Source organism: Alphaproteobacteria bacterium (assembly GCA_040905865.1).
Classification (GTDB): domain Bacteria; phylum Pseudomonadota; class Alphaproteobacteria; order UBA8366.
On record JBBDQU010000056.1, the window covers coordinates 53,348 to 76,681 of the forward strand.

The following is a 23,334-nucleotide window of genomic DNA, read 5'->3' on the forward strand; positions in this document are numbered from 1 at the left end:
ACGAGTGACGGACCGGAATCGGCGACGGCGGCAACGCGGGTGGCATTACCGCCGTCTGTCCGCAGATCGAATGCCTTTTGGGAGGGGCAGGGTGGGCAATCGATCAACGGCTTTCCGAAAACATCCGATGCAAGCATCTTCTGCTTCCGACATGGTGCATGATCATCGGAAACAGCGAACCGGTCAGTGACGCCGGTCACAGGCCGCAGCTTTTCGCGCTTGTTTATCCGTTCCGGAACCGGCAAGCTTTTTGCGTCATGAACAAGGCTATCAAGAAGCGGCAGCCGCGCCGGGTTTCCGCCCGGTCGCTGGAATCGGCCGCACTGGCGCACCTGCAGCGTTACAGCACTTCGGCGGCGAATCTGCGCGCGGTGCTGATGCGGCGTGTCTGGCGCGCCGCGCAGGCAAATGACGATGACCCGGCAGAGGGCGTCATCCTGGTCGATGCGCTGATCGAACGTTTCCTGCGGTCCGGTCTGCTGAATGACGCCGATTATGCCGCGGCCCGGGCCGCGACGCTGCACCGGCGCGGCGCGTCCAGCCGCGGCATCCGCATGCGCCTCGCGGAAAAAGGCGTCGATGGCGGCCAGATCGATCAGGCGCTGGAAAGTCTGGAAGACGAAACGGGCGGCGCCGATATCCGGGGCGCGTTCAATTTTGCGCGGCGGCGGCGATTGGGTCCCTGGCGAAAAGCAGACCGCGATTCCCGCCGCGACCGCGATATGGCGGCGCTGGGCCGGCAGGGCTACAGCTTTGAAATCGTCCGGCGTATCGTCGATGCCGACTCTGTCGCAGCACTCGAAGCGGAGATCGCGGACGATTAAGGCGCGCTGGCGTCCAGTAAGGGCGACAGCGTGGGCGCATTCTCCAGGTCCGACACGAATTCAAGCATCCGTTCCGTCTTTTCGGTACCGACGAGCGGCTCCGAGAGACCGCGGAACTTCGTCTGCAGCCGGCGCCAGGTCAGGTCCAGATCCGTCACCGGGTCGCTCAGGTCGGCCTGCCCCTGCAATACGGCGCCGTCGCGCAAATGGACAATGACCTTGGCCTCATTGCGCTCCAGCGTATCGTCGCCGATAACCACCGCCCTGTCGCATAACGCCATTACATCAGCACGGCGGACGATGGCGTCGTCGAATGTATCGAGGCGCCCCGTATCGATCCCTGCCAGGGCCAGCCCCACGGTAAAGCGCAGGCTGAATTTCGCCTCCAGCCCGGTCGTCGGGACCGGTATGTTGCACATCCGCAAACAGCGCGACGTTACCCTGATTTCGACCCGTTCCACCGCATCGGGCCGGAAGGCGGGATTTTCCCGGCAGGTCGCCGCCGCGTCAATCGGCGCATGGGTTCCAAAACAGGCCGCGTGGTATTTGAACCGCATGGTCGGCAGAAGATAGCGTTCGCCAAGCCCGTCCAGCCCCTTTGCGGGCGCAAAGGTATCGGTCTGGGTATCGCCGAATCCCTGCAGGCATTCGATGACCGCCGGATTGCTGGTAAAACCACGCGACGCCATTTCCGCCGCGAACAACCCGTTCTGCGCCGCCTTTCCCGCATGCAGCGGCTTGCACATCGTCCCGAACATCGATTTCAGCCCGGCCGCCTGCGTCCCGGCAATGCCGAGCGCCATGGCGGTCGTCGCCGCGTCGAGGCCAAGCAGCCGCGCAACCCCCGCCGCCGCCCCGAAGTGACCAACTGTCGCGGTGGCGTGCCAGCCACGGGCATAATGTCCCTCGCCCATGATGGCGCCGATGCGGCTTTCCGTTTCGACGCCTGCCGTGAAAGCCTCGATAAGCGCGCGGCCATTGGCGCCGCGATGCTCCGCCAGGGCAAGGATCGCCGGCATGACAGGCGCGGTCGGATGGCCGTTCAGAAGCCGCAGCACGTCGTCATAATCCAGCGCATGCCCGGCAGACCCGTTGACCAGCGCCGCCTGCCCCGCCGAGACCTTGCCGCCAATGCCGATCAGCGTGGCCTGCGCGGCGCCCCCTTCGGCGGCGACATAATCCGCCAGTTGCCGCGTCAACGGTTCCTGCGCGCCCGCCAAGGTAACGCCCAGCCAGTCGAGCAGGCAGTGCTTGGTCACAAACACGACCTCCGCCGGCAGGCGGTCATAGGCGATACGGGTGGCGTTGTCCGCCAATAGCCGCGTTATTTCCGGGCATTCTTCTTTTTTTTCAACAGGCTGTTCTACCATCGTCGCCTCCTGTATCCGGTGCCGTTGAAAAACGGGATGCCGCATCGGGGCCCATGATAATCACCGGCGGCGCTTTCCAGCAATTCCGAACTGCCCCGTACCTGATGTCCGCGCGGCGCTGTCCGGCAAAACAACGTATCGGCGGCGGCCGCGCGCGGCCTTGGCGGGCGGCGCGGCGGCGTAGATCTGTTTAATCGCCTCGACCAGCAGGACACCGGAAAATTGCGGAAAGAACCGGTCGCCAATCCGTTCGATCGCCGGCGACGACGACAGGGCCAGCCGCCACTGGCTTGGCGGTACATAAAGCGCCCGGGCCGTATCGACCGGCAGAAACAGATTGTCCTGCAGCAACCGCCGAATCTGCCGGTTGGTGTATGGCTGCCCATGGCCGAACGGCGTCCGTTCCAGCCGCGCCCATATGCCCCGGCGGTTCGGCACAACGATCAGCAACCGACCACCTTCCGACAGCACCCGCCAGGCTTCGCGCATCATGCCGCGCTGGGTCTCGCTCTGTTCGACCGCATGCACCAGCAGCATGCGGTCTATGGACAGATCCGAAAAGGGCAGTTCAGCTTCGTCCACCAGGGTGACCAGACCCGGTTCATGGCGCGGCCAGTGCATGACGCCCTGCTGCGCCGGCATGGCGGCGAGGACGCGCTCCGCTTCGCCCCGGAACGACGTCAGATAGGGTATCGCGTAGCCCAGTCCCAGCATTCGCATACCGCGCACATCCGGCCATAACTGGCGGATCCGCCGCCGAATCATCCGTTGCGCCACATGCCCGAGCGGGCTGTGATAGAATTCATTCTGGTCGACAACATCGGTCCACATGCCATGAATGTACCACAGAGCGGGCAAAATGCGGTTACAGGATAGAAGGCTTCCATGTCGTCCATGACAGTACATGCCGTCCGCGATGCGCTGGCGCGGCAGGGGCTGATCCTGCGCGGCGGGTTTCATCCCGGGGGCGGCGATGACGTCCCGCCGGAATCCGGCACGATACTGCTGGTCGGCAATGCCGGCCCGGCGATGTGGCGGGCCTTCAACGCCGCCCGCCCGGTGGGCGCCGATCCGCTGAACGCCTGGACCCGGCAGGTGCTGGCGCCGATGGCCGAACAGCATCGCGCAAGGGTGCTGTATCCGTTCGAGGGGCCGCCCTACTGGCCGTTCCCGCGCTGGGCGCAACGGGCGGAAAGTATTGCAAGTTCTCCGCTTGGCATGCTGATCCATCCGGAATTCGGGTTATGGCATGCCTGGCGCGGCGCGTTTGTTTTCCGCGAACGGCTGCCGCTGCCCGATATGCCTGTCCACCGGGCGCCCTGCATGGACTGTACGGCGCAACCCTGCCTTTCCGGCTGTCCCGTTTCCGCCTTCGGGAAGGCCGGTTACGACACCCGTGCCTGCGCCGCATGGATCCGGAGTCCGGCAGGCGCCGACTGCCTGTCCGGCGGCTGTATCGCCCGGCATGCCTGCCCCGTGGGCCGGACATATGCCTATGAAACCGACCAGGCGTCATTGCACATGACCTCGTTTCTGGCGGGGCAGCCGGATCCCGGAATGCGCCTTCGCGCCTACCGGCGCGGGGACGCCGCCACACTGGCCCGCCTGTTTCATGGCAGCGTTCACCGCGCCGCGGCCGCGGATTACTCACCGGAGCAGCGGAACGCCTGGGCACCACGCATACCCGATGAAGAATGGATGCGGGCCCGTATGGGATCATGCGACGTAGTCATCGTCGAATCCGGGGATGTGATTCTCGGGTTTTCCAATCTGGAAGCCGGCGGCCATGTCGATATGTTCTACGTGCATCAAGACTGGCAGCGACGCGGCACCGGCCAACTGCTCTACCGCCGTATAGAGGGCATCGCCCGACGACGGGGGTACATACAGCTGACCGCCGATGTCAGCATCACCGCGCGGCCGTTTTTCGAATCGATGGGATTTACCGTTGTCCGGCAACAGACAGTGTCGCGTGACAAAGTCTCACTGATTAATTTCGCCATGGCAAAGCGGCTTACGCCGTAGCGTTTTCCTCGGCTTCGATGGCGGCAAGGAAAATATCGGCAAAATCGCGCAGCTTGGCCGCCCCGACGCCATGCACCTCTGCGAACTGGCTGTGCGTCCGGGGCCGGCTTTGCGCCATGTCCTGCAACGACCGGTCGGAGAACACCACATAGGCCGGGACGCCGCGTTCGCTCGCGAGGTCGCGCCGCAGTTTCTTCAACACGCCAAGCAGCGCTGCATCGGCTGGCGCCAGCCCGGCGGTAACTTCCCGCGCCAGCGCCTTCGCGGTCTTTTCCTGCCTGACCGTATCGGCCCGGAAGGCGAAGGCCGCGTCGCCGCGCAGCAGTTTCCGGCCATCCTCCGTGAGGGAAAGTCCACCGTATCCCGCAACGTCGAGCCGCAGATAGCCCGCCGCGACGAGTTGCCGGATGATCGATCGCCAGGCATCCTTGCTGCGCCCCGCGCCCGTGCCGAAACCTTCCAGCGCATCATGCCCGGCCGCGCGAATTTTCTCGGTATCGGCACCGCGCAGCACGTCTACGATATGCGCCGCGCCGAAGCGCTGTCCCGTCCGCAAGACCACGGAAAGGGCCAGTTGGCCTTCCGCCTGGCCATCTATCATCTCCACCGGATCAAGACAGATATCGCAATTGCCGCAATTGCCGATATCTTCGCCAAAATAGGTGAGCAGCGTCCGCCGCCGGCACGACGGCGCCTCACAGTAACCGATCAGCGCGTCGAGGCGTTTATGCTCGCGCCGCCGCCGGTCGTCATCGCCGCTGTCTTCCTGTTCGATGAAAACCCGGCGCATGCGGATGTCATCCAGCCCGTACAGCATATGCGCTTCGGCGGCCTCGCCATCGCGCCCGGCACGACCGATTTCCTGGTAATAGGCCTCCATGCTGCCCGGCAGGTCGGTGTGCAGAACGAACCGGATATCCGGCTTGTCGATGCCCATACCGAAGGCAATGGTCGCCACCATCACGCTGCCCGGTTCCGTCATGAACGTATCCTGGTTCGCATCGCGCTCGCCCTTGTCCATGCCCGCATGGTACGGCAGCGCGGGAATGCCGGCATCGCACAGCATTTTGGCGACGCTTTCCGTTTTCTTCCGCGACAGGCAGTAGACAATCCCGCTGTCGCCCTTATGGGCTGTTACGAAGTCGAGTACCTGGCGCATGCCGCCGCGCTTCATTTCAACGGAAAGCCGGATATTCGGCCGGTCGAACCCGGCAACGAATATCGCGCCGTCGCCGCCAAAGAGTTTTGCCGCGATATCGCTGCGCGTCGCCTTGTCCGCAGTCGCCGTCAGGGCCGCAATTGGCACGCCGGGAAACTGGTCCCGCAACCGCGCCAGGGCCTCGTAATCGGGTCGGAACGCCGGTCCCCATTGCGAAATGCAATGCGCCTCGTCGATGGCGATCAGCCGGACCGGCAGGCGCTGTAATGCGGACAGCATACGGTCGGTCATCAGCCGTTCCGGCGACATATACAGCAACGGTGCCTCCCCGGCGACGACGCGGCGCCAGGCGTCGACGTTCTCGATCCTGTCCCGCGACGAATTGATGGTTTCAGCCGCGACCCCCGCAAGCCGCAAGGCGGCGACCTGGTCGTGCATCAGCGCCACCAATGGCGATACGACGATGGTCAGCCCGCCCAGCACCATTCCCGAAATCTGGAAGCACAGCGATTTTCCCGACCCCGTCGGCATCACGGCCAGCGTGTTGCACCCGTCAAGCAACGACCGCACGACCGGTTCCTGGGCGCCCCGGAAATCCGAAAACCCGAAGACGTCATGCAGTAACAGGCGCGCTTTAGCCTGCCGGTCCGCAGCCTCCGTCATATCCGCTTTTTGTTTCACGCCGCTTCAGTTCCTGAGCTTGCTGCGATTGTGGCGCAATTCCTCTTCGCTCAATTCCAGGCCGACATAAATGGTAAAGGAATCCGTTTCGACACCGGGGCTCAGGGGAATTGTCAGGGTCAGCGTATCTTCGAACGAAATCGATTTCCGGCTGACATAGGGCGTTTCCGCCGCAAAGGTCTGGCGGCTGAGTATATTTCGCTGCTGATCCGTGATCGCCACAAAATAGGGAATGGTGGCGCTTTCGGTCTGGTTCGCCGGTCCACGGCGCGTGACGACCCGGATTGTCAGGTCCACCAGCAGGTCCTCGTCGTCGCGCCGGCAAGTTCCGCCAACGCGATCGATCCAGGCCTCCAGCAGGACATCCGTCGGGTCGCGACCGGGCCCCGGATTAAACCGGGTCACATCGCCAAGCCCGCGCAGTACGTCAACGTCGGGACAGGCGATTCGGCTGTCCTGCTCGCCCGCGCAGGCAGCCAGCATCATGCCGACGGCAATCACAAATCCGGTACGCGCCAGCATGTTTACAGCCTTCCGACTACAGGTCCCCGTGTGCGCCATCGCAGAGGGGTTTGTTATCCGTACATTTGCAGCCGCAGAAATAAACCGTCTTGCTGCGTGGCGCGACATACTCCATCGGCGACAGACCTGTACCCTTGTGGCTGCCGTCGCAAAAAGGCTGCGCCTTGCTTTGTCCACAGGCGCACCACCAGTAGCTGTCGCCCTTGGTCACGTCGACTTCATACGGCGCCTTCTGTGCGATAACCGGGTCTGTCATGGCTTGTTTCATCCCCCTGTAGACTATATTAGGTTCGCGCCGGTCGCTGCCTGGCGGATAACCGTCATGGCCAGCGGCATAAATGATTGAGGGTTTTATGGGCACCGGGCAGCAGGGCGTCAAGCGAATGTGTGGCATCGTCAAACACCGAATGCGCCGCTGACGATGGCCGTCTATACCGATGTCGGCGACGAGGAACTCGTCGCGTTTGTCGCCGCGTACGATATCGGCGAGGTCGTGTCCTGCAAGGGCATTGCCGAAGGCGTCGAAAATTCGAACTACCTGCTGCAGACGACGGCGGGCAGCCATATCCTGACCCTTTATGAGAAGCGGGTGAAGCGGGAAGACCTGCCCTATTTCATCGGTTATATGGAGCATCTGGCGGCGCACGGCATTGCCTGCCCGACGCCGCTGCACGGCCGCGACGGCAGGGCGCTGCGCGAATTATGCGGGCGTCCCGCCGCTATCGTCACGTTTCTGAAAGGCATGTGGCCGCGGCGCATCCTGCCCGGCCATTGCGCCCAACTGGGCAGCGCCATGGCCCGGATGCATCTGGCCGGCGATACCTTTCCGATGCAACGCGCCAACAGCCTGTCGGTCGGCGCCTGGCGCGGGTTAATTGAGTCCTGCGCCGCGCGCGCGCATGAGATCCGGGACGGGCTGGATACACTGCTCGAAACGGAAATCGGGTTCCTGGAAGCGAACTGGCCAACCGGCCTGCCATCCGGCGTCTGCCACGCGGACCTGTTTCCCGATAATGTCTTCTTCCTCGGCGACAGGCTGTCCGGCATCATCGACTTCTATTTCGCCTGCAACGATTTCTACGCCTACGATATCGCCATCTGCCTGAACGCCTGGTGTTTTGAACGCGATGGCAGCTTCAACGTCACCAAGGCCAGGGTCATGCTGTCCGAATACCGCAAGGTCCGGCCGCTTTCCGGCGCGGAACTGCAGGCGTTGCCGATCCTTGCGCGCGGCAGCGCGCTCCGGTTTCTGCTGACCCGGCTGTATGACTGGCTGAATCATCCGGAAGGCGCGATGGTGCAGCCGAAGGACCCCCTGGAATATCTCGGCTTCCTGCAGTTTCACCAGCAGGTGCCGGGACCTGGCGCATACGGGTTGTGATGGCGGACAACAGCACGGACAGAATTGAAATCTTCACGGATGGCGCCTGCAGCGGTAATCCGGGCCCGGGCGGCTGGGGGGCGATCCTGCGGTATCGCGGTACGGAAAAGGAACTGAACGGCGGCGAGGCGGAAACCACCAACAACCGGATGGAAATGCTGGCGGCCATCATGGCGCTGGAGGCGATAAAAAGACCTGTCCGCGCCGTGATTCACACGGACAGCACCTATCTGCGCGACGGGATCACGAAATGGATTCACGCCTGGAAAAAAAATGGCTGGAAAACCGCGTCGAGGAAACCGGTCAGGAATGTCGACCTGTGGCAGCGCCTGGAAGCGGCAATCGAAGACCATGAGGTCGAATGGCGCTGGGTCAGGGGGCATGCCGGCCACCCGGAAAACGAACGCGCCGACGAACTCGCCCGCGAAGCGGCAAGGGCTTTCGGCGGAAGGCGATAATACCTTCCGCCGTAAATCAGAACGCGCCTGCTATAGCGATTCCAGAACGCTTTCCGCGCTGGAGATTGTCAGCGCGCCGCCTTCTTCCTCTTTCAGCGCCGTCACCACGCCATCATCGACAACCATGGCGTAACGCTTCGACCGCACGCCCAGGCCGCGCGCCGAAAGGTCCAGTTCCAGACCGGCCGCCTTTGTGAATTCTCCACTGCCGTCGGCGAGCATCGAGATATTTTCGCCGACGCCCTGGTCCTTGCCCCAGGCGCCCATGACAAACGCATCGTTCACCGCGAGACAGGCGATGGCGTCGACGCCCTTCGCCTTGATAGCCGCCGCATTGTTCAAAAAGCCCGGTACATGCTTCGCCGAACAAGTCGGCGTGAAGGCGCCCGGCACCGCGAACAGCACAACCTTGCGGCCCTTGAAGAAATCATCCGTCGATACCGCGGCGGGGCCATCCGCACCCAATTCGTACAGCGTCGCTGAAGGAACCTTGTCGCCAACCTTGATTGTCATGTCTTCTTCCAACCCTCCAATACTGAAATGTCATTGTGTGTGGTTTCGTCCGGCCAGATACTTATAGCACATCAGGTCCGAATGGAACCGCAACAGGCTTCATTCGAACCTGTGAAGGTGCAGTTTAAATATTCAATAAGATAGGTCGGATTCACGTATATGTTGAATCTTCGAGGGTAATTCCAACCGGACACGATCCGATCTAAACCCGCGACCACGCAAGTCCAGCCGAATTCGGCATGATCGACGCGGAAATGACATATCTACCGGGAAACCGTGTCGCTGCCGCCCGATGCGCGGGCCGCAGTATCCAGTACAGCGGCATTTGTCAAAAGTTCCGGCAGGGCTATTCCGTCAGGCGCCTTCGGCCCATAGATCGCGTTGAACGGAATACCGTATCGGCCGAAGCGCGCGAGGTACGCGGCGATGGCTGGGTCGGGGCGGGTCCAGTCCGCGCGCATGGCGGTAACGCCGCCTCCCGCGAGCCATGCCGCGACTTCGCCCTGATCCAGCACCAGCTTCTTGTTGACCTGGCAGGTGATGCACCAGTCCGCCGTGACATCCACAAAAACGGTCCCGCCGGCGGCGACGATACGGCGCAGTTCCGCCATGTCGAAAGCCTGCCATCCGGCCTGCACCTGCCTTGCAGGCACGGTCGGGTCGGGTGCGCGAACCATGGGCATTGCCAGCGCGGCCAGCGCCAGAACGGTCACGGCGACGCCCGAATGGCGGCCAAGGCGGGAATCCGGCAGACGCCGTAACGCCAGGACAGCGCCGATCAGCGCCATCATCGCACCGAGCAGGATGGCGCCTTCCATGCCGATCTGAGCCGCCATGATACTGAGCAGCCATACCGCCGTCGCCACCAGCGCCAGCCCCAGCACGCGGCGCAGGGTGATCATCCACGGGCCGGGGCGCGGCATGGCGGCGGCAACCCCTGGAAAGGCGGCCACAGCAAGGTAAGGCAGCGCAAGGCCAAGCCCCAGCGCGGCGAAGACCGTCAGGATTTCCATCGCGTCGCGGCTGAGCGCGAAGCCTATCGCAGTACCGACGAACGGCGCGGAACACGGGGTCGCCAGCAGGGTCGCAAAGGCGCCGGTCAGGAAGTGCCCGCCGGTCGATGGCCTGTTGCCGGCGGAAAGCGCCAGCCCCGACATCCATTGCGGCAATGAAATCTGGAACATGCCAAACAGGTTGCACGCGAACAACGTGACCACGATAACCATGAACGCCAGAAAGACCGGCTGCTGAAACTGGATGCCCCATCCGGCGGCAAACCCCGCCGCCTTCACGGCGATCAGTGCCGCCGCTATCGCCAGCATCGACGCCACGATACCTGCCGCCGTGGCGAGGAATCCGGTGCGCACGTCGGCGGCATGGCTGCCGCCATGACTGACGGCGGCCAGCAGCTTGATCGACAGGACCGGCAGTACGCAGGGCATCAGGTTCAGAATCAGCCCCCCCAAGACCGCCAGCAACAGTATGTACCAGAGCGGCGGCGCCTCTGCCACGGCCCCGGTAATTTCGGGCAGGTCCGCAAGCGGCTCGCCCAGGCGCACGGGCAGAACGCGTTCGATCGCCCGGTCGCCATCGACCAGTGTCACGGTGAATTCGGCGCCATCCAGTTCCGCCGCGGACGCACCGGCGCCTTTCACTTCCAGCCAAGCGCGCCTGCCCGACTCCGCCTCGACGACCGCCGGTTTGCCAAACAGCGTATCCTTCGGCGCCTCGATGAAGACGTCCGGCGTATCGAATCCCGTATCGCTGCGCAGGGCGAACTGTAATACGGGGTCCCTGCCCCGGTTGACCAGGACGGCGTTTTCAATGGACAGGCCGGCGGCGGAATCTGCACCGGGCACATGTGCCGCAAACCGTTCGATAAGCCCGGACTCGCTTCCCGGTTCGGCAGGCCCCGCAGGCAGGTCCAGCGCCAGCACGGCGTCATAGGGAATGCAGATATCCCTGCAGGTGAGATAACGGACACTGGTTCGGAGCCGCAATGGCTGGCCTGGCGCTTCCAGCGCAATATCCAGCGGCAGCAAGACCTCGTCGGCGTAACCCAGCGTCTCCAGCCCGAAGATGGTAAACCGCTTCGGCGCGGGCCAAGCCAGCGTCACCTGGCGCGCATTTTCGGATCCGGTCCAGTCGGGTTGCGGCGGAAATCCGGCATCGCCCGGCGACCGCCAGTAAATCTTCCAGCCCGGCCGCATCCGGAAATGCAGGCCCAGCCGAAGGACATCCGCATCGCCAACTGCATCCGTCGCCGACACAAGCCGCGTATCGACATGATCGTTGGTGTTCCAGGCGCCGCTGGCCGCCATCCCCGCCGACGACAGCGTCAGACAGAACAGGGATACGATTGCCGCCTGCATGATCCGAACGATCGGCACGAAATTATTTCCCCTCTACTGTAATCAACGAATGCGCGGAATATATAATGTTTCCACGCCGAAAGAACGGGTCACTTTTCCGTCAGGGTATTTCGTGTTATGCTGCACTGCAATATAATTGAACACGAGATATTGTTGTGGGCCATTCCGCCGGCAGCGAATATCGCCGATAATTGACACGGGAACACAGTTACGAAAAGGCCAACGCCATGAGTGGAAAGGAAAGCACTTCCGGATATCTGAAGGGCCAGCTTCTGGCCGCCATGCCGACGATGCAGGATCCACGTTTTGAACGCTCGGTCATTTTCCTGTGCGCGCATAATGCCGATGGCGCGATGGGCCTGATTGTAAACAGGCCCATCAAGGAATTGAGCTTCCAGGAACTGCTCGATCAACTGGGTATCGAACACGGCGAATCCGCGAACGAAATCAAGGTCCAGTACGGCGGACCGGTCGAAACGGGCCGGGGATTCGTCCTCCATTCGCCGGAATACGAACAGAACGGCACCATTACGGTCGATGATCGGGTCGGATTGACGGCGACGATCGAAATCCTGCGCGATATAGCGCGAAACCGCGGTCCGCAACATTCGTTGTTGGCGCTTGGTTATGCCGGCTGGGGCTCCGGACAGCTGGAAAGCGAAATCCAGCAGAATGCCTGGCTGAACGTACCCGCTGACGACAGTCTTTTGTTCGATCAGGACAACGAAACAAGGTGGGAGCGGGCGATCGCGAAGCTGGGGATCGACCTGTCCCTGCTGTCCGGCGAGCACGGCCACGCCTGACAGATACGTATTCGGTCAGTCATACATCGGCACGACAGGCCGGGGATCGGTTCGCAGGATCGCGTAACAGACGTGATCCTGCCATATCCCGTCGATCCGCAGGAATTTCCTTGCCAACCCCTCCTGGATGAAGCCGCTTTTTTCCAGCAGGCCGCGGCTGGGCGCGTTTGACGGCAGGCAGGCGGCCTCGACCCGGTGCAGGCCGAGCGTATCGAAGGAAAAATTCAGCAGCAGTTGCACTGCTTCCGACATGACGCCCTTGCGGGCATAGGGGGCGCCGACCCAGTACCCGACGCTGCCGGTCTGCGCGACGCCGCGACGGATATTGGACAGCGTGATACCGCCGCACAACGCATCGTCGCTGCGGTTGAAAATCAGGAACGAATAGGTCGTCCCGTCGCGCCATTCAGCGGAAAACCGTTTCAGGCGGCGACGGAAGGCGGCAGGCGACGTCGCGTCGCTCGGCCATCTGGGCTCCCATCGTTCCAGAAAGGATCGGCTGACCTCACGAATCTCCACCCATTGCTTTTCATCCTGACGCTGCAATGGGCGCAGAATGACCTTGGGTCCAACCAGCCGAATGGTCGGCGCGTTATGCGACAATAATCCGAACATGGCCCTATTCGTTACGTCCCCGCAATTACCCTATTCGAGTCACCGCCACAATCTGTCAGGCATCCAGCACGGCTGGCATCGCGAAGCTTGCGCCAATCCGGTCGTAATCGTCCAGTCCTTCCAGCGGCCCGACGGCCGCGAGCGTCGGCCGGCCTCGAAACACCGTCTCGGCCACCCGCCGTACGGCCGCGGCGTCGACCGCATCGATTTTCGCCACCTGTTCCGAAACCGGAACAATCCGGTCAAAGATGAGAAGTTGCTGCGCCATCTGTTCGCATCGGCTGGACGTCGATTCCAGCGCCATCAGGGTCGACGCCTTGAGCTGGTTGCGGGCGCGTGTCAGTTCGGCTTCCTCCAGCGTCTCCGGCAGACGCCTGATCTCTTCGGCGATGGCCGGAATAAGTTCGCCCGTCATCTCCGGCCCCGTCCCCGCATACACCGCCAGCACGCCGCAATCGGCGTAAAACGCATTGTAGGCGTATATCGAATAGGCCAGGCCCCGGTTTTCGCGGATTTCCTGAAACAGCCGCGACGACATACCCCCGCCGAACAGCGATGTCAGCACGGTCGCCGCATAAAAATCGTCATCGTGATAGCCGGTAGCGGGAAAGCCCAGGACCAGGTGCAGCTGTTCCAGATCCCGCTCATGCCGGTATTCACCGCCCCGGTAAACGCCCGGCGCGGTTTCCCGGACGGAAGCGGACCTGATTCCGCCGAACAGGTCCCGCGCCAGCGCAACAGCCGCTTCGTGTTCGATGTTGCCGGCAACGGCCAGCACCATCGCTTCCGCGCCATAGGTCTGCTGCATATGACCCATGATTTCCTCCCGCGTCATCGCCTCGACAATTTCCGGCGGCCCCAGAACCGGGCGACCGAGCGGTTGATCGGGAAAGGCCGCGCTCTGGAAATAGTCGAAGACGATATCGTCGGGCGTGTCGTTCGCCTGGCCGATTTCCTGCAGGACCACCGACCGTTCGCGCGCCAGTTCCTTCGGATCGAATACCGAATTCTGCAGGATATCGGCCAGGATATCGAAGGCCAGCCGTGTGTCATCCTTCAGCACCTTGGCGTAATAGGCCGTGTGCTCCCGGCTGGTATAGGCGTTGATCTGGCCGCCGACATCCTCGATTTCCCGGGCGATATCGGCGGCGCTGCGCCGCTCGGTCCCCTTGAACGCCATATGTTCCAGCAGATGTGCGACGCCGTTTATATTTGCAGGCTCATGCCGCGTCCCGGCGCCGATCCAGACCCCGGCCGAAACAGTTTCAACGGTTGCTACGGTATCCGTCACGACCCGCAGCCCGTTCGGTAGGGTTGTCAGTTGCACGCTGCTCATGCGGACCCCGCGATACCGAGCTGCCGGCGCACGAATTTCTGGATGACCCGAAGATCGTTGGGCAGAACCTCGATCCGTTCCGGCCGTTCGCGAAGGTCGGCCAGCGCCGGCGGCAGTTCGGGGTACACGCCGGACGCCTCCCTGACCGCATCGGGAAATTTCGCCGGGTGCGCGGTCGCCAACACCACGACCGGCGTCGTTGAATCCCGGCGCCGGGCCCGCGCGGATGCGACGCCGATGGCGCTGTGGGGGTCGAGCAGATAATTGCTGTCGCGGTACGTCTCGCCGATGACGGTCTTTGTCGCGGCCTCATCCGTCCGGTAGCCGTCGAAGGTATCCTGCGCGCGCCGCCACAGGTTGCTGCCGACCGATAGAGTACCTGTCTCGCGGAACTCCGTCACCGCCGCCTCGGTAGCGCGACCGTCGCGCCCGTAGAGTTCAAACAGAAAGCGCTCGAAATTGCTCGACACCTGAATATCCATGCTGGGCGAAATCGTCGGCGTCACGGCGCCGGTCGTCAACGCGCCGCTATCGAAAAAGCGTGGCAGGATGTCATTGACGTTGGAGCCGATAATGAACTGGCTGATGGGCAGGCCCATGGCCCTTGCCGCATAACCCGCATAGATATTGCCGAAATTCCCTGTCGGCACGGCAAAGGAGACCGCACGGTCCGGCGCGCCAAGGGACACGGCCGCGTGGAAATAATAGACGATCTGCGCCACGATCCGCGCCCAGTTTATCGAATTGGCCGCGGAAAGCCGCACGTCGTCCCGAAAGACCTCATCGTTGAACATGGCTTTCACGATGTCCTGGCAATCGTCGAACGTCCCTTCGACAGCCAGCGCATGGACATTCTTCGACATTACCGTTGTCATCTGGCGGCGCTGCACCTCCGACACCCGGTCATGCGGATACAGGAAGAATATATCGACCGCTTCCCGGTCGCGGCACGCCTCGATCGCTGCCGGACCGGTATCGCCGGACGTCGCGCCGATAATGGTCACGCGCTCACCGCGCCGTGTCAGAACATGGTCGAAGGCGCGGCCAAGGAACTGCATCGCAAAATCCTTGAACGCCAGTGTCGGCCCGTGAAACAGTTCCATCACCCACAGGGCCGGTTCAAGCTGCCGCAGCGGCGCCACGGCCTTGTGGCCGAAACCCCGGTAGCTTTCCGTCAGGATCGCGGAGAGGTCGGCGGGCGCAATGCACCCGCCCGCAAACGGTCCGATCACCCGGGCCGCCAGCTCCGGATAGGAAAGGCCGCGCAGGGCGCGAATGTCATCGGCGCTGAATGCCGGCCAGCTTTGCGGCAGGTACAACCCGCCGTCCCGGGCAAGCCCGGTCAGCAGAACGTCATCGAATTCCAGTTCGGGCGCGCGCCCGCGTGTGCTGATATAGCGCACCGTATTCCTTTCAGCCAGTCGCAGCGCGCGTAACCTATCCACACGTTACGACGCAGGCAAGCATTCGTCCCCGGTCAATCGGGCAGGTAGCGCGCCCGCAGATGATCCTGAAACGCGGCGGCGGTCAGCGTCCGGCCCGTGGCCTGCTGCAGGATCGCGCCGGTTGACAGGAACGAGCCTTTCGCATGGATATTGGCCCGCAGCCAGACCATCAGCGGTCCGAAATTGCCCTGGCCCAGCGCTGGGGCGATAGACGGATCCGCCCGTCTCGCAGCGGCAAATATCTGCGCCGCCGCCATCGCGCCCAGCGTATAGGTCGGAAAGTAACCCCAGGCGCCGTCGTACCAGTGAATGTCCTGCAGGCAGCCGAGCCGGTCATTCGGCGGCGTAACCCCCAGCAGCGCCCGCAAACCGTCATTCCATGCACCGGGCAGATCGGCCAGCGCCAGGTCGCCGGACAACATCGAGCGTTCCAGCCGGTAGCGCAATATGACATGCGCCGGATAGGTTACTTCATCCGCGTCGACACGGATAAATCCGGGTTCGACGCGGAGGGCCAGCCGGGCGAGGTTATCCGGATCCCATGCCGGCCCCGCGCCATCGAAGGCATCGCGTATTACGGGCGCCGCCCAGGCCATGAACGCCGCCGACCGGCAGACCTGCATTTCGACCAGCAGCGACTGGCTTTCATGCATGGTCATGCCGCGTGCTTCGCCGACCGGCTGGTAGCGCCAGGCCGCCGGGCGGCCGCGTTCATACATCGCATGCCCGGTTTCATGCAGCACACCCATCAGCGCCTGGGTAAAGTCGGCTTCGTCGTAACGGGTGGTGATCCGGCTGTCTTCGGGAATACCCGCGGAAAACGGGTGCAGGCTTTCATCGAGACGCGCCGACCCGAAATCGAGACCCACTGTCTCCGCCATCAGGCGCACGAGAGCCCGCTGCCGTTCGATCGGAAACGGACCCGGCGGCAATACGGGCGCCGGTTGCGTGCGCTGCCGCGCCAGCACGTCATCCAGAAAGTCCGGCAGGAAGGCGGCATAGGCATCGAAAACAGGATCGATATCGGCGCTGCGCCCATCGGGTTCGAAGGCGTCGAGCAACGCATCGTACAGCGCCACCCCGAACGCCGATGACAGCGCCTCTCCCTTGCGGCGGGTGAGGAAAAGCACTTCCGTCAGGGCGGGCAACACGGTGGCGTAATCGGCATCGCGCCGCGCGGTGCGCCAGATCGTCTCGCATTTGCTCGTCGCCGTCGACAATGCCTCGACAAGGTCGGCCGGCAGGGCCGCGGCGTGGGCGTGCTTCCGGCGCATTTCTCGCAGATTGGCGGCCTGCCAGTCGTCCAGCGCATCGGCCTGCGACGCCGCCCGGGCCAGCAGATCGTCCATTGCCGGATCGGTCAGCGCGCCGTGCCGGATGACCGCCAGCGCCGCGATCTGGTCGCCGCGCGGGCCCGCGCCGCCGGGCGGCATCATCACGGACTGGTCCCAGTGCAACTGATTCAGGGCATTGCCGACCAGGGCGATGCGGCGGAACCGGCGTTCGAGTTCCCGGTATGCCGCCGGCGTCCCGGCGTTGTCAGCGCGGCTTTCGGTGGTAGAGGACATAAATCACCAGTAACGCCATGGCCATGAACATCCAGGTCAGGCCGTATTCAAAATGGTTGTTCGGCAGGTTGATGCGCCACTGCCGGCCGACCGGAAAGCCGCCGGGCACATCCGTATTACCGGATACAATATAATGGGGCGGCAATGCGTCCAGCCCGACCGCCTGCGCCATCGCCGCCGGATCGATGAAGAACCAGACATTCTGTTCCGGGTCGTTGTCGGGAATGAAACTGCCCTGCCCCTTGGCGAGCCGGACGATTCCGTCAACGGTTACCTCGCCCGCGAGTTGACCCGCCGCGCGCGTCGCCGCCTCCAGCCGTTCCCCGGGAACCCAGCCGCGGTTGATCAGTTCGATGCCGCCGCCATCGGCGCGGCGCAGGGGCGTGAAGATATGCATGCCAGGATTCCCGCGCATCGACCGCGCAACAAGATGGAGTTCCTTGTCGTGCAGATAGGTCCCTGTCACGCGGACCCGCTGAAATTCCAGCGCTTCGGTAGCGGGTGTTCCCGGCGGCAGGTCCACCGCTTCCGATTCCGCGCGGGTATTCAGCTTTTCGATCAGGTCGGCCTTCCAGCCGTACCGGTTGAATTGCCAGATGCTGAGCCCGACCAGCGCGATAAGCATCGGCACCGTTACCACGGTGGGCCAGAATTGCGGGCGAAATCCCATGTTTGTCCGGTCTCGTATCTAGTCGAATGTCGCTGTGCCGGCTTCGCCGGACTTGTGCCGGTATTGCAACGCGATCATAACGGCCTTGAAGGGCCGCAGCAGCACCACCGAACCGCCGCAGATTGCCGGGATCCACATCAGGGCGTGCGCCCATAACGGCGGTTCGAACATGGCTTCGACCCAGAGCGCGAGGCCCGTTACAACCGGCCCGACGATAAAAATGACGAACACCGCCGGACCGTCGCCGCTATCGGATGCTTTCAGGTCCAGTCCGCAACGTTCGCATTTGTCCGCAACCGTCAGATAGCCCCGAAACAGCCGCCCCACGCCGCATCGCGGACACCGGCAACGAAGCCCGGCCGAGAATGGCGAAACTGGCGGATAGGATACGGCCATCAGGAATCTATCAGCCGCCCCACCAGTAGACGCAGATGAAGAGGAACAGCCAGACCACGTCAACGAAATGCCAGTACCAGGCCGCTGCCTCGAAACCGAAATGATGCTCCGGCTTGAAATGGCCGGCACGGGCCCGGAAGAAACAGACCGTCAGGAAAGCGGTCCCGACGATAACATGGAAACCGTGAAAGCCGGTCGCCATGTAGAACGTGGAGCCATAGATGCCGCTCGTGATGCCGAACGCCGCGTGGCTGTATTCATATGCCTGCAGGGCGGTGAAGGCGATACCGAGCAGGATCGTCAGGCCCAGCCCGCGCATCAGGCCGCGGCGGTCCCCTTCAATCAGGGCATGATGCGCCCAGGTGACCGTCACGCCGGAAAGCAGCAGGATCAGGGTATTCATGAACGGCAGATCGAACGCATCGAAGGTCTCAATGCCCTCCGGCGGCCAGACACCGCCGGGCACATCGTGGGGCATCTCCTTCGGCGCCAGCGACGCATCGAAGAATGCCCAGAAAAACGCGGCGAAAAACATGACCTCTGAACAGATAAACAGCGCCATGCCATATCGCATGCCGAGCTGCACAACAGGCTTGTGGTAGCCTTCGAATTCCGCTTCGCGAATGACGTCGCGCCACCAGAACCAGCCCGTCAGAAACAGGAGAACCACCCCGGGTGCTATTGTCCATATACCCAGCGCCGCAATCCTCGGTTCCAGATCAGTGCCGAGGATATTCGGATGCATGAACAGAATCAGGCCGCAGAACAGGCTGGCGGCGGCAATGGTACCGACGATCGGCCATGGGCTCGGATCGACGAGGTGATAGTCATGGGTTTGTGCGTGTTCAGCGCTCATATCCGTTCTCACTCGCTCTGTGTTCTGTTCATTAATTCATCTCGGCCGGCTTGTTCGAAGTCTGGTTCACGGATGCCGTCTTGTCAGCGGCGTCCGTTTCATCCGTCGCCGCGCGGAAAAACGTGTAGGACAGCGTTATTGTCTTCACTTCATCGAGATTCGGATCGGATTCGATTTCCGGATCGATGAAAAATGTCACCGGCATGTCAACGGACTGTCCCGGTTCGAGCTGCTGTTCGGTGAAACAGAAACATTCGATCTTGGCGAAGTAAAGGCCCGCCTTCTGCGGCGTCACGTTGAAGGTCGCAGTGCCCGTATTGACGGTGGATTCCAGATTGGTGGCCCGGTAATAGGCGAGGGCCGTCTGGCCCACCTGCAGAGTCATTTCCCGCTGTACCGGTTCGAACCGCCAGCCAAGGTGCGGATTCGTCGATGCATCGAATCGCACCCGGATAATGCGCTCCGTCACTGTCGCGCTGTCGCTCGCCGCGACCTGCGTCGTGCCGCCATACCCGGTGACCCGGCAGAACAAATCGTAAAGCGGCACCGATGCGAAGGACAGCCCCACCATGCCCGCGACAACGGTCGCGCAGGCAATAAGGGTTTTCCGGTTCCGGTTTCTGTCGGTCGCCGCCATCGCCTCACCCGCCGCCCATGCGAACAATCGTGATGACATAAAACAGCAATGCGAGGCCGCCGAGCACGAGCAGCAAGGTCAGGTTCCTGGACCGCTGCCGGCGGCGTCTTTCGTCTTGCGCGTCGTGTTTGCCGTTATCGTCAGCCATGGGTTCCGCCATATCCGCCTTTGCAGCCATCGCGCCTCACCCTGCCGTTCCGGACGGCACATCGACCATCATCGTGGCAAACAGGGCAAAAAGATAAAAGATCGAATAGCCGAACATCCGCCTTGCGGACCGGTGCGTCTTGTCGAAAGACACGCAAATCGCGGCCGCCAGGAACACCAGCCCCAGCACCAGGGCCACGCCGCCATACAGCCAGCCCACCACGCCGAACCACGCCGGGGCGACGGCGACGGGCAGCAGCAGAACCGTGTACAGAAGCATCTGTTTCTTGGTTTCGGCCTCGCCCGCGACAACCGGCAGCATCGGAATGCCGGCCTTTTCGTAATCGCCGCGCCGATACAGCGCCAGCGCCCAGAAATGCGGCGGCGTCCAGAAAAAAATCAGGGCGAACAGCAACGCCGATTCGATGCCGACCGAACCCGTCACGGCGGCCCAGCCGATCATCGGCGGAAACGCGCCGGCGGCGCCCCCAATAACAATATTCTGCGGCGTGCGACGCTTCAGCCAGACCGTGTAGACGAACACGTAGAACAGGATCGAAACGGCCAGAAGAGCCGCCGCGGCATAATTGACCGCCAGCCCCATGACCGTAACCGATCCGACCGCCAGGACGGTGCCGAAGCCAAGTGCATCGCCGGGCCTGATCCTGCCCGCCGGAATTGGCCGGTTGCTGGTGCGCGTCATGACCGCATCGATATCGCGGTCATACCACATGTTGATCGCGCCCGCCGCACCGGCGCCGACGGCAATGCAAAGCAGGGCCACCAGCGCAATCAGCGGATGGATCGCCCCCGGCGCGACAAGGATCCCGGTTGCGCCGGTGAAAACGACAAGCGACACCACACGCGGCTTGAGCAGGGCGAAAAAATCACCCGGCGCAGCATCTGCGTGTTCCAGTTCCACCGTACGGATTGCGGCGTCGCTCACCCTTATTGCCTCCCTGAGTTCCGGCCCGGCTACTTGATGACAGGCAGGTCGTGGTAGCTGTGGAACGGCGGCGGCGAACTGACGGTCCATTCAAGCGTCGTCGCACCCTCGCCCCAGTAATTGGCTTCCGCCCTGCGACCGGCAACCATCGAATACCACATCACCAGCAGGAAGAAGATCGTCGATGCGGCCGTGATAAAGGCGCCATAGGACGACACCATGTTCCAGCCGGCCAGGGCATCCGGATAATCGATATAGCGCCGCGGCATCCCCGCCAGCCCCAGGAAATGCTGCGGGAAGAAGGTGAGGTTGACGCCGATAAAGGTCGTCCAGAAATGCAGCTTTCCGGCCCATTCCGGATAATGCCGCCCGGTCATCTTGCCGAACCAGTAATAGGTCGCGGCGATGATCGAGAACACGGCGCCCAGCGACAGAACATAGTGGAAATGCGCCACCACATAGTAGGTATCGTGCAGCACCAGATCGACACCGGCATTGGCCAGGATAACGCCGGTCACGCCGCCGACCGTGAACAGGAAGATAAATCCGACCGCCCAGAGCATCGGCGTGTCGAACCGGATCGAGCCGCCCCACATCGTGGCGATCCAGCTGAAGATCTTGATACCCGTGGGCACCGCGATCACCAGGGTCGCCGCGACGAAATAGGCCCGCGTATCGACGCTGAGACCCACCGTGTACATGTGATGGGCCCAGACGATGAAACCGACAAAACCGATCGCCACCATCGCGTAGGCCATCCCGAGATACCCGAAAATAGGCTTGCGCGAGAAGGTCGAAATGATGTGCGAGACGATGCCGAAGCCCGGCAGGATCATGATATAGACTTCAGGATGTCCGAAGAACCAGAACAGATGCTGGAACAGGATCGGGTCGCCGCCGCCATCGGGCTTGAAGAAGGAGGTGCCGAAATTGCGATCCGTCAGCAGCATCGTGATGGCGCCGCCGAGCACCGGCAGCGACAGCAGCAGCAGAAATGCGGTCACCAGAACCGACCATGCGAACAGCGGCATCTTGTGCAGCGTCATGCCCTTGGCGCGCATGTTGAAGATCGTGGTGATAAAATTGATGGCGCCGAGAATGGACGACGCGCCGGCAAGATGCAGGGCGAAAATCGCCATGTCCACCGATGGCCCGGGATGGGCGTCGCCGCCGGATAGCGGTGGATAAATTGTCCAGCCGGTACCCGCGCCTTCACCCACAAACGCCGAGGCGGCAAGGAGCAGCATGGCCGGTACGAGCAGCCAGAAGCTGATATTGTTCATACGCGGAAACGCCATGTCCGGCGCGCCGATCATGAGCGGCACAAACCAGTTGCCGAACCCTCCGATCAGGGCAGGCATGACGACAAAGAAGACCATGATCAGGCCGTGCGCGGTGACAAACACGTTCCAGGCCTGGCCATCCGGCGTGCCGTCGGCATTGGTCATGAACTGAACGCCGGGCTCCATCAGCTCCATACGCATGTATACGGAGAAACCGCCGCCAATCAGCGCCGCGACCACCGACAGAAGCAGGTACAGCGTGCCGATATCCTTGTGATTAGTCGAATAGACGAAGCGTTTCCAACCCGTCGGGTCCGCGTGTGCGCCAGCCATGCCTATAGCCCTCCTCTAACCACTTCAGTCTGCGACATTGTTTTGTGCAACCCGGACAGCGGGCGCCGCCCCGTCATCCGACCTGGCGAAATTCACCTTCGCCTGCTCGACCCATATGTCGAAATCCTCGGGTGAAACCACCTCGACGGTAATGGGCATATAGGCGTGGGCGACACCGCACAGTTCCGAGCAGAAACCATAATAGACGCCCGGCTCGTTGACCTGCACCCAGGTTTCGTTGAGGCGACCCGGCACCGTATCCAGCTTCACGCCAAGCGACGCAACACCCCAGTTATGGATGACGTCCGCGGAGGTCATCAGCAACTGGACTTTCTTGCCCGCGGGCAGGACGACCCGGTTATCCGTATCCATCATCCGCTTCAGATTCGGGTTTTTCGCAACTTCCTCGTCGGTAACCATGTTTGCGTCGAAACCGAATCCGCCGTGATCGGGGTATTCGTAGGACCAGTACCATTGATGGCCCGTGATCTTCAGCGTCATGTCAGGGTCCTCGACCCGGTCCGCATAATACAGCAGACTGAATGACGGGATCGCCATCGCGACAAGGATAAGCACCGGCACAATCGTCCAGGCAAGTTCCAGCACCGCGTTATGCGTGGTTTTCGTCGGCGTCGGATTGGCTTTTTCGTTGAACCTGAAAATAACGATCACCAACAGTATCATGACGAAAAGCGAGATGCCTGTTGCCAGCCATGTCAACACGTCATGAAAACTGTCGATACGGGCCGCCGTCGGCGAGGCGGGATCCTGAAGGCCCAGTTGCCAATTCCGCGGCTCGGCTGCGAACGCAACACTGCCATACAGCACAGCGCCCACCGCACCGACAAAAGCCGCCGCAAACGCGGCAAGTCGTGATTTCACGATTGCTCCCTCCATACCAAACGGAAACTCCCCGGTTCCGTAATCGAGCCGAACAACGACCTGTATACAGAACCCCCTTCCACTGTGGCGCATACTAACCGGCCACGACGCC

The 23,334-nt window shown here is 62.4% G+C and carries 24 protein-coding genes; 5 read left to right on the forward strand and 19 right to left on the reverse strand.

Annotated elements, in window-relative coordinates:
* Window positions 1–257 precede the first annotated feature (257 nt).
* Complete coding sequence (locus WD767_12230; GenBank protein MEX2616853.1) at window positions 258–824, forward strand: RecX family transcriptional regulator; 567 nt, start codon at window positions 258–260, stop codon at window positions 822–824.
* Here the strand turns inward: WD767_12230 and WD767_12235 are convergent.
* Window positions 821–2,194 (reverse strand): MmgE/PrpD family protein, encoded by a 1,374-nt coding sequence (locus WD767_12235; protein ID MEX2616854.1) that lies wholly within the window; start codon window positions 2,192–2,194, stop codon window positions 821–823. The two genes, WD767_12230 and WD767_12235, sit on opposite strands and share 4 nt — an antisense overlap.
* A 60-nt stretch (window positions 2,195–2,254) precedes the next feature.
* Window positions 2,255–3,025 (reverse strand): methyltransferase domain-containing protein, encoded by a 771-nt coding sequence (locus tag WD767_12240; protein ID MEX2616855.1) that lies wholly within the window; start codon window positions 3,023–3,025, stop codon window positions 2,255–2,257.
* 63 nt (window positions 3,026–3,088) lie between these two features.
* Between WD767_12240 and WD767_12245 the strand changes: the two genes are divergently transcribed.
* Window positions 3,089–4,219, forward strand: coding sequence for a GNAT family N-acetyltransferase (locus WD767_12245; protein ID MEX2616856.1), 1,131 nt, complete (start codon window positions 3,089–3,091; stop codon window positions 4,217–4,219).
* On the opposite strand, the gene recQ is transcribed toward WD767_12245, so the two are convergent.
* From recQ to WD767_12260, 3 genes are read right to left on the reverse strand one after another with little or no spacing between them, the layout of a single operon-like run.
* Window positions 4,209–6,059: a DNA helicase RecQ gene (gene recQ / locus WD767_12250; protein ID MEX2616857.1), complete on the reverse strand. Its 1,851-nt coding sequence runs from the start codon at window positions 6,057–6,059 to the stop codon at window positions 4,209–4,211. The genes WD767_12245 and recQ overlap by 11 nt on opposite strands.
* Before the next feature lie 6 nt (window positions 6,060–6,065).
* Complete coding sequence (locus WD767_12255; protein MEX2616858.1) at window positions 6,066–6,581, reverse strand: hypothetical protein; 516 nt, start codon at window positions 6,579–6,581, stop codon at window positions 6,066–6,068.
* 16 nt (window positions 6,582–6,597) lie between these two features.
* Window positions 6,598–6,837 (reverse strand): CDGSH iron-sulfur domain-containing protein, encoded by a 240-nt coding sequence (locus WD767_12260; protein ID MEX2616859.1) that lies wholly within the window; start codon window positions 6,835–6,837, stop codon window positions 6,598–6,600.
* Window positions 6,838–7,002: 165 nt separating this feature from the next.
* Here WD767_12260 and WD767_12265 point away from each other — a divergent pair, with 165 nt between their 5' ends.
* Together WD767_12265 and rnhA are read left to right on the forward strand one after the other, a co-directional pair.
* A complete protein-coding gene (locus WD767_12265) occupies window positions 7,003–7,962 on the forward strand; it encodes a homoserine kinase (GenBank protein MEX2616860.1) in 960 nt (319 codons plus the stop codon).
* Window positions 7,962–8,420, forward strand: a complete 459-nt coding sequence (gene rnhA, locus WD767_12270; GenBank protein MEX2616861.1) for a ribonuclease HI — start codon at window positions 7,962–7,964, stop codon at window positions 8,418–8,420. Before WD767_12265 ends, rnhA begins: the two co-directional genes overlap by 1 nt.
* A gap of 30 nt (window positions 8,421–8,450) precedes the next feature.
* Here the strand turns inward: rnhA and WD767_12275 are convergent, their stop codons facing one another.
* On the reverse strand, window positions 8,451–8,933 hold the full coding sequence (locus WD767_12275) for a peroxiredoxin (GenBank protein ID MEX2616862.1): 483 nt from the start codon (window positions 8,931–8,933) through the stop codon (window positions 8,451–8,453).
* Window positions 8,934–9,196: 263 nt separating this feature from the next.
* Window positions 9,197–11,323, reverse strand: coding sequence for a protein-disulfide reductase DsbD domain-containing protein (locus tag WD767_12280; protein ID MEX2616863.1), 2,127 nt, complete (start codon window positions 11,321–11,323; stop codon window positions 9,197–9,199).
* Window positions 11,324–11,532: 209 nt separating this feature from the next.
* On the opposite strand from WD767_12280, the gene WD767_12285 reads away from it, so the two are divergent.
* Window positions 11,533–12,108, forward strand: coding sequence for a YqgE/AlgH family protein (locus tag WD767_12285; protein ID MEX2616864.1), 576 nt, complete (start codon window positions 11,533–11,535; stop codon window positions 12,106–12,108).
* Between the two features lie 15 nt (window positions 12,109–12,123).
* Here the strand turns inward: WD767_12285 and WD767_12290 are convergent, their stop codons facing one another.
* The 12 genes from WD767_12290 to coxB all read right to left on the reverse strand — a co-directional run bounded on the left by WD767_12290 (window position 12,124) and on the right by coxB (window position 23,222).
* Window positions 12,124–12,723, reverse strand: a complete 600-nt coding sequence (locus tag WD767_12290; GenBank protein ID MEX2616865.1) for a GNAT family protein — start codon at window positions 12,721–12,723, stop codon at window positions 12,124–12,126.
* Between the two features lie 55 nt (window positions 12,724–12,778).
* On the reverse strand, window positions 12,779–14,059 hold the full coding sequence (locus WD767_12295) for a pitrilysin family protein (protein MEX2616866.1): 1,281 nt from the start codon (window positions 14,057–14,059) through the stop codon (window positions 12,779–12,781).
* On the reverse strand, window positions 14,056–15,462 hold the full coding sequence (thrC, locus tag WD767_12300) for a threonine synthase (GenBank protein ID MEX2616867.1): 1,407 nt from the start codon (window positions 15,460–15,462) through the stop codon (window positions 14,056–14,058). The genes WD767_12295 and thrC overlap by 4 nt, the downstream gene beginning before the upstream one ends.
* A gap of 74 nt (window positions 15,463–15,536) precedes the next feature.
* Window positions 15,537–17,072 carry a carboxypeptidase M32 gene (locus WD767_12305; protein ID MEX2616868.1) on the reverse strand — a complete coding sequence of 512 codons (1,536 nt, stop codon included), beginning with the start codon at window positions 17,070–17,072 and terminating at the stop codon, window positions 15,537–15,539.
* Window positions 17,044–17,742, reverse strand: a complete 699-nt coding sequence (locus WD767_12310) for an SURF1 family protein (GenBank protein ID MEX2616869.1) — start codon at window positions 17,740–17,742, stop codon at window positions 17,044–17,046. The genes WD767_12305 and WD767_12310 overlap by 29 nt, the downstream gene beginning before the upstream one ends.
* An 18-nt stretch (window positions 17,743–17,760) precedes the next feature.
* Window positions 17,761–18,069, reverse strand: a complete 309-nt coding sequence (locus WD767_12315) for a DUF983 domain-containing protein (GenBank protein ID MEX2616870.1) — start codon at window positions 18,067–18,069, stop codon at window positions 17,761–17,763.
* Between the two features lie 79 nt (window positions 18,070–18,148).
* Window positions 18,149–18,994: a cytochrome c oxidase subunit 3 gene (locus WD767_12320; GenBank protein ID MEX2616871.1), complete on the reverse strand. Its 846-nt coding sequence runs from the start codon at window positions 18,992–18,994 to the stop codon at window positions 18,149–18,151.
* A 31-nt stretch (window positions 18,995–19,025) separates the two neighbouring features.
* On the reverse strand, window positions 19,026–19,631 hold the full coding sequence (locus WD767_12325; GenBank protein MEX2616872.1) for a cytochrome c oxidase assembly protein: 606 nt from the start codon (window positions 19,629–19,631) through the stop codon (window positions 19,026–19,028).
* 4 nt (window positions 19,632–19,635) lie between these two features.
* The gene (locus tag WD767_12330; protein ID MEX2616873.1) at window positions 19,636–19,809 is read right to left on the reverse strand and encodes a hypothetical protein; all 174 of its coding nucleotides are present in this window, start codon (window positions 19,807–19,809) and stop codon (window positions 19,636–19,638) included.
* 6 nt (window positions 19,810–19,815) lie between these two features.
* Window positions 19,816–20,724, reverse strand: a complete 909-nt coding sequence (gene cyoE, locus WD767_12335) for a heme o synthase (GenBank protein ID MEX2616874.1) — start codon at window positions 20,722–20,724, stop codon at window positions 19,816–19,818.
* A gap of 29 nt (window positions 20,725–20,753) precedes the next feature.
* Window positions 20,754–22,340: a cytochrome c oxidase subunit I gene (gene ctaD, locus WD767_12340; GenBank protein MEX2616875.1), complete on the reverse strand. Its 1,587-nt coding sequence runs from the start codon at window positions 22,338–22,340 to the stop codon at window positions 20,754–20,756.
* Window positions 22,341–22,364: 24 nt separating this feature from the next.
* Window positions 22,365–23,222 carry a cytochrome c oxidase subunit II gene (gene coxB, locus WD767_12345; GenBank protein ID MEX2616876.1) on the reverse strand — a complete coding sequence of 286 codons (858 nt, stop codon included), beginning with the start codon at window positions 23,220–23,222 and terminating at the stop codon, window positions 22,365–22,367.
* Window positions 23,223–23,334 lie beyond the last annotated feature (112 nt).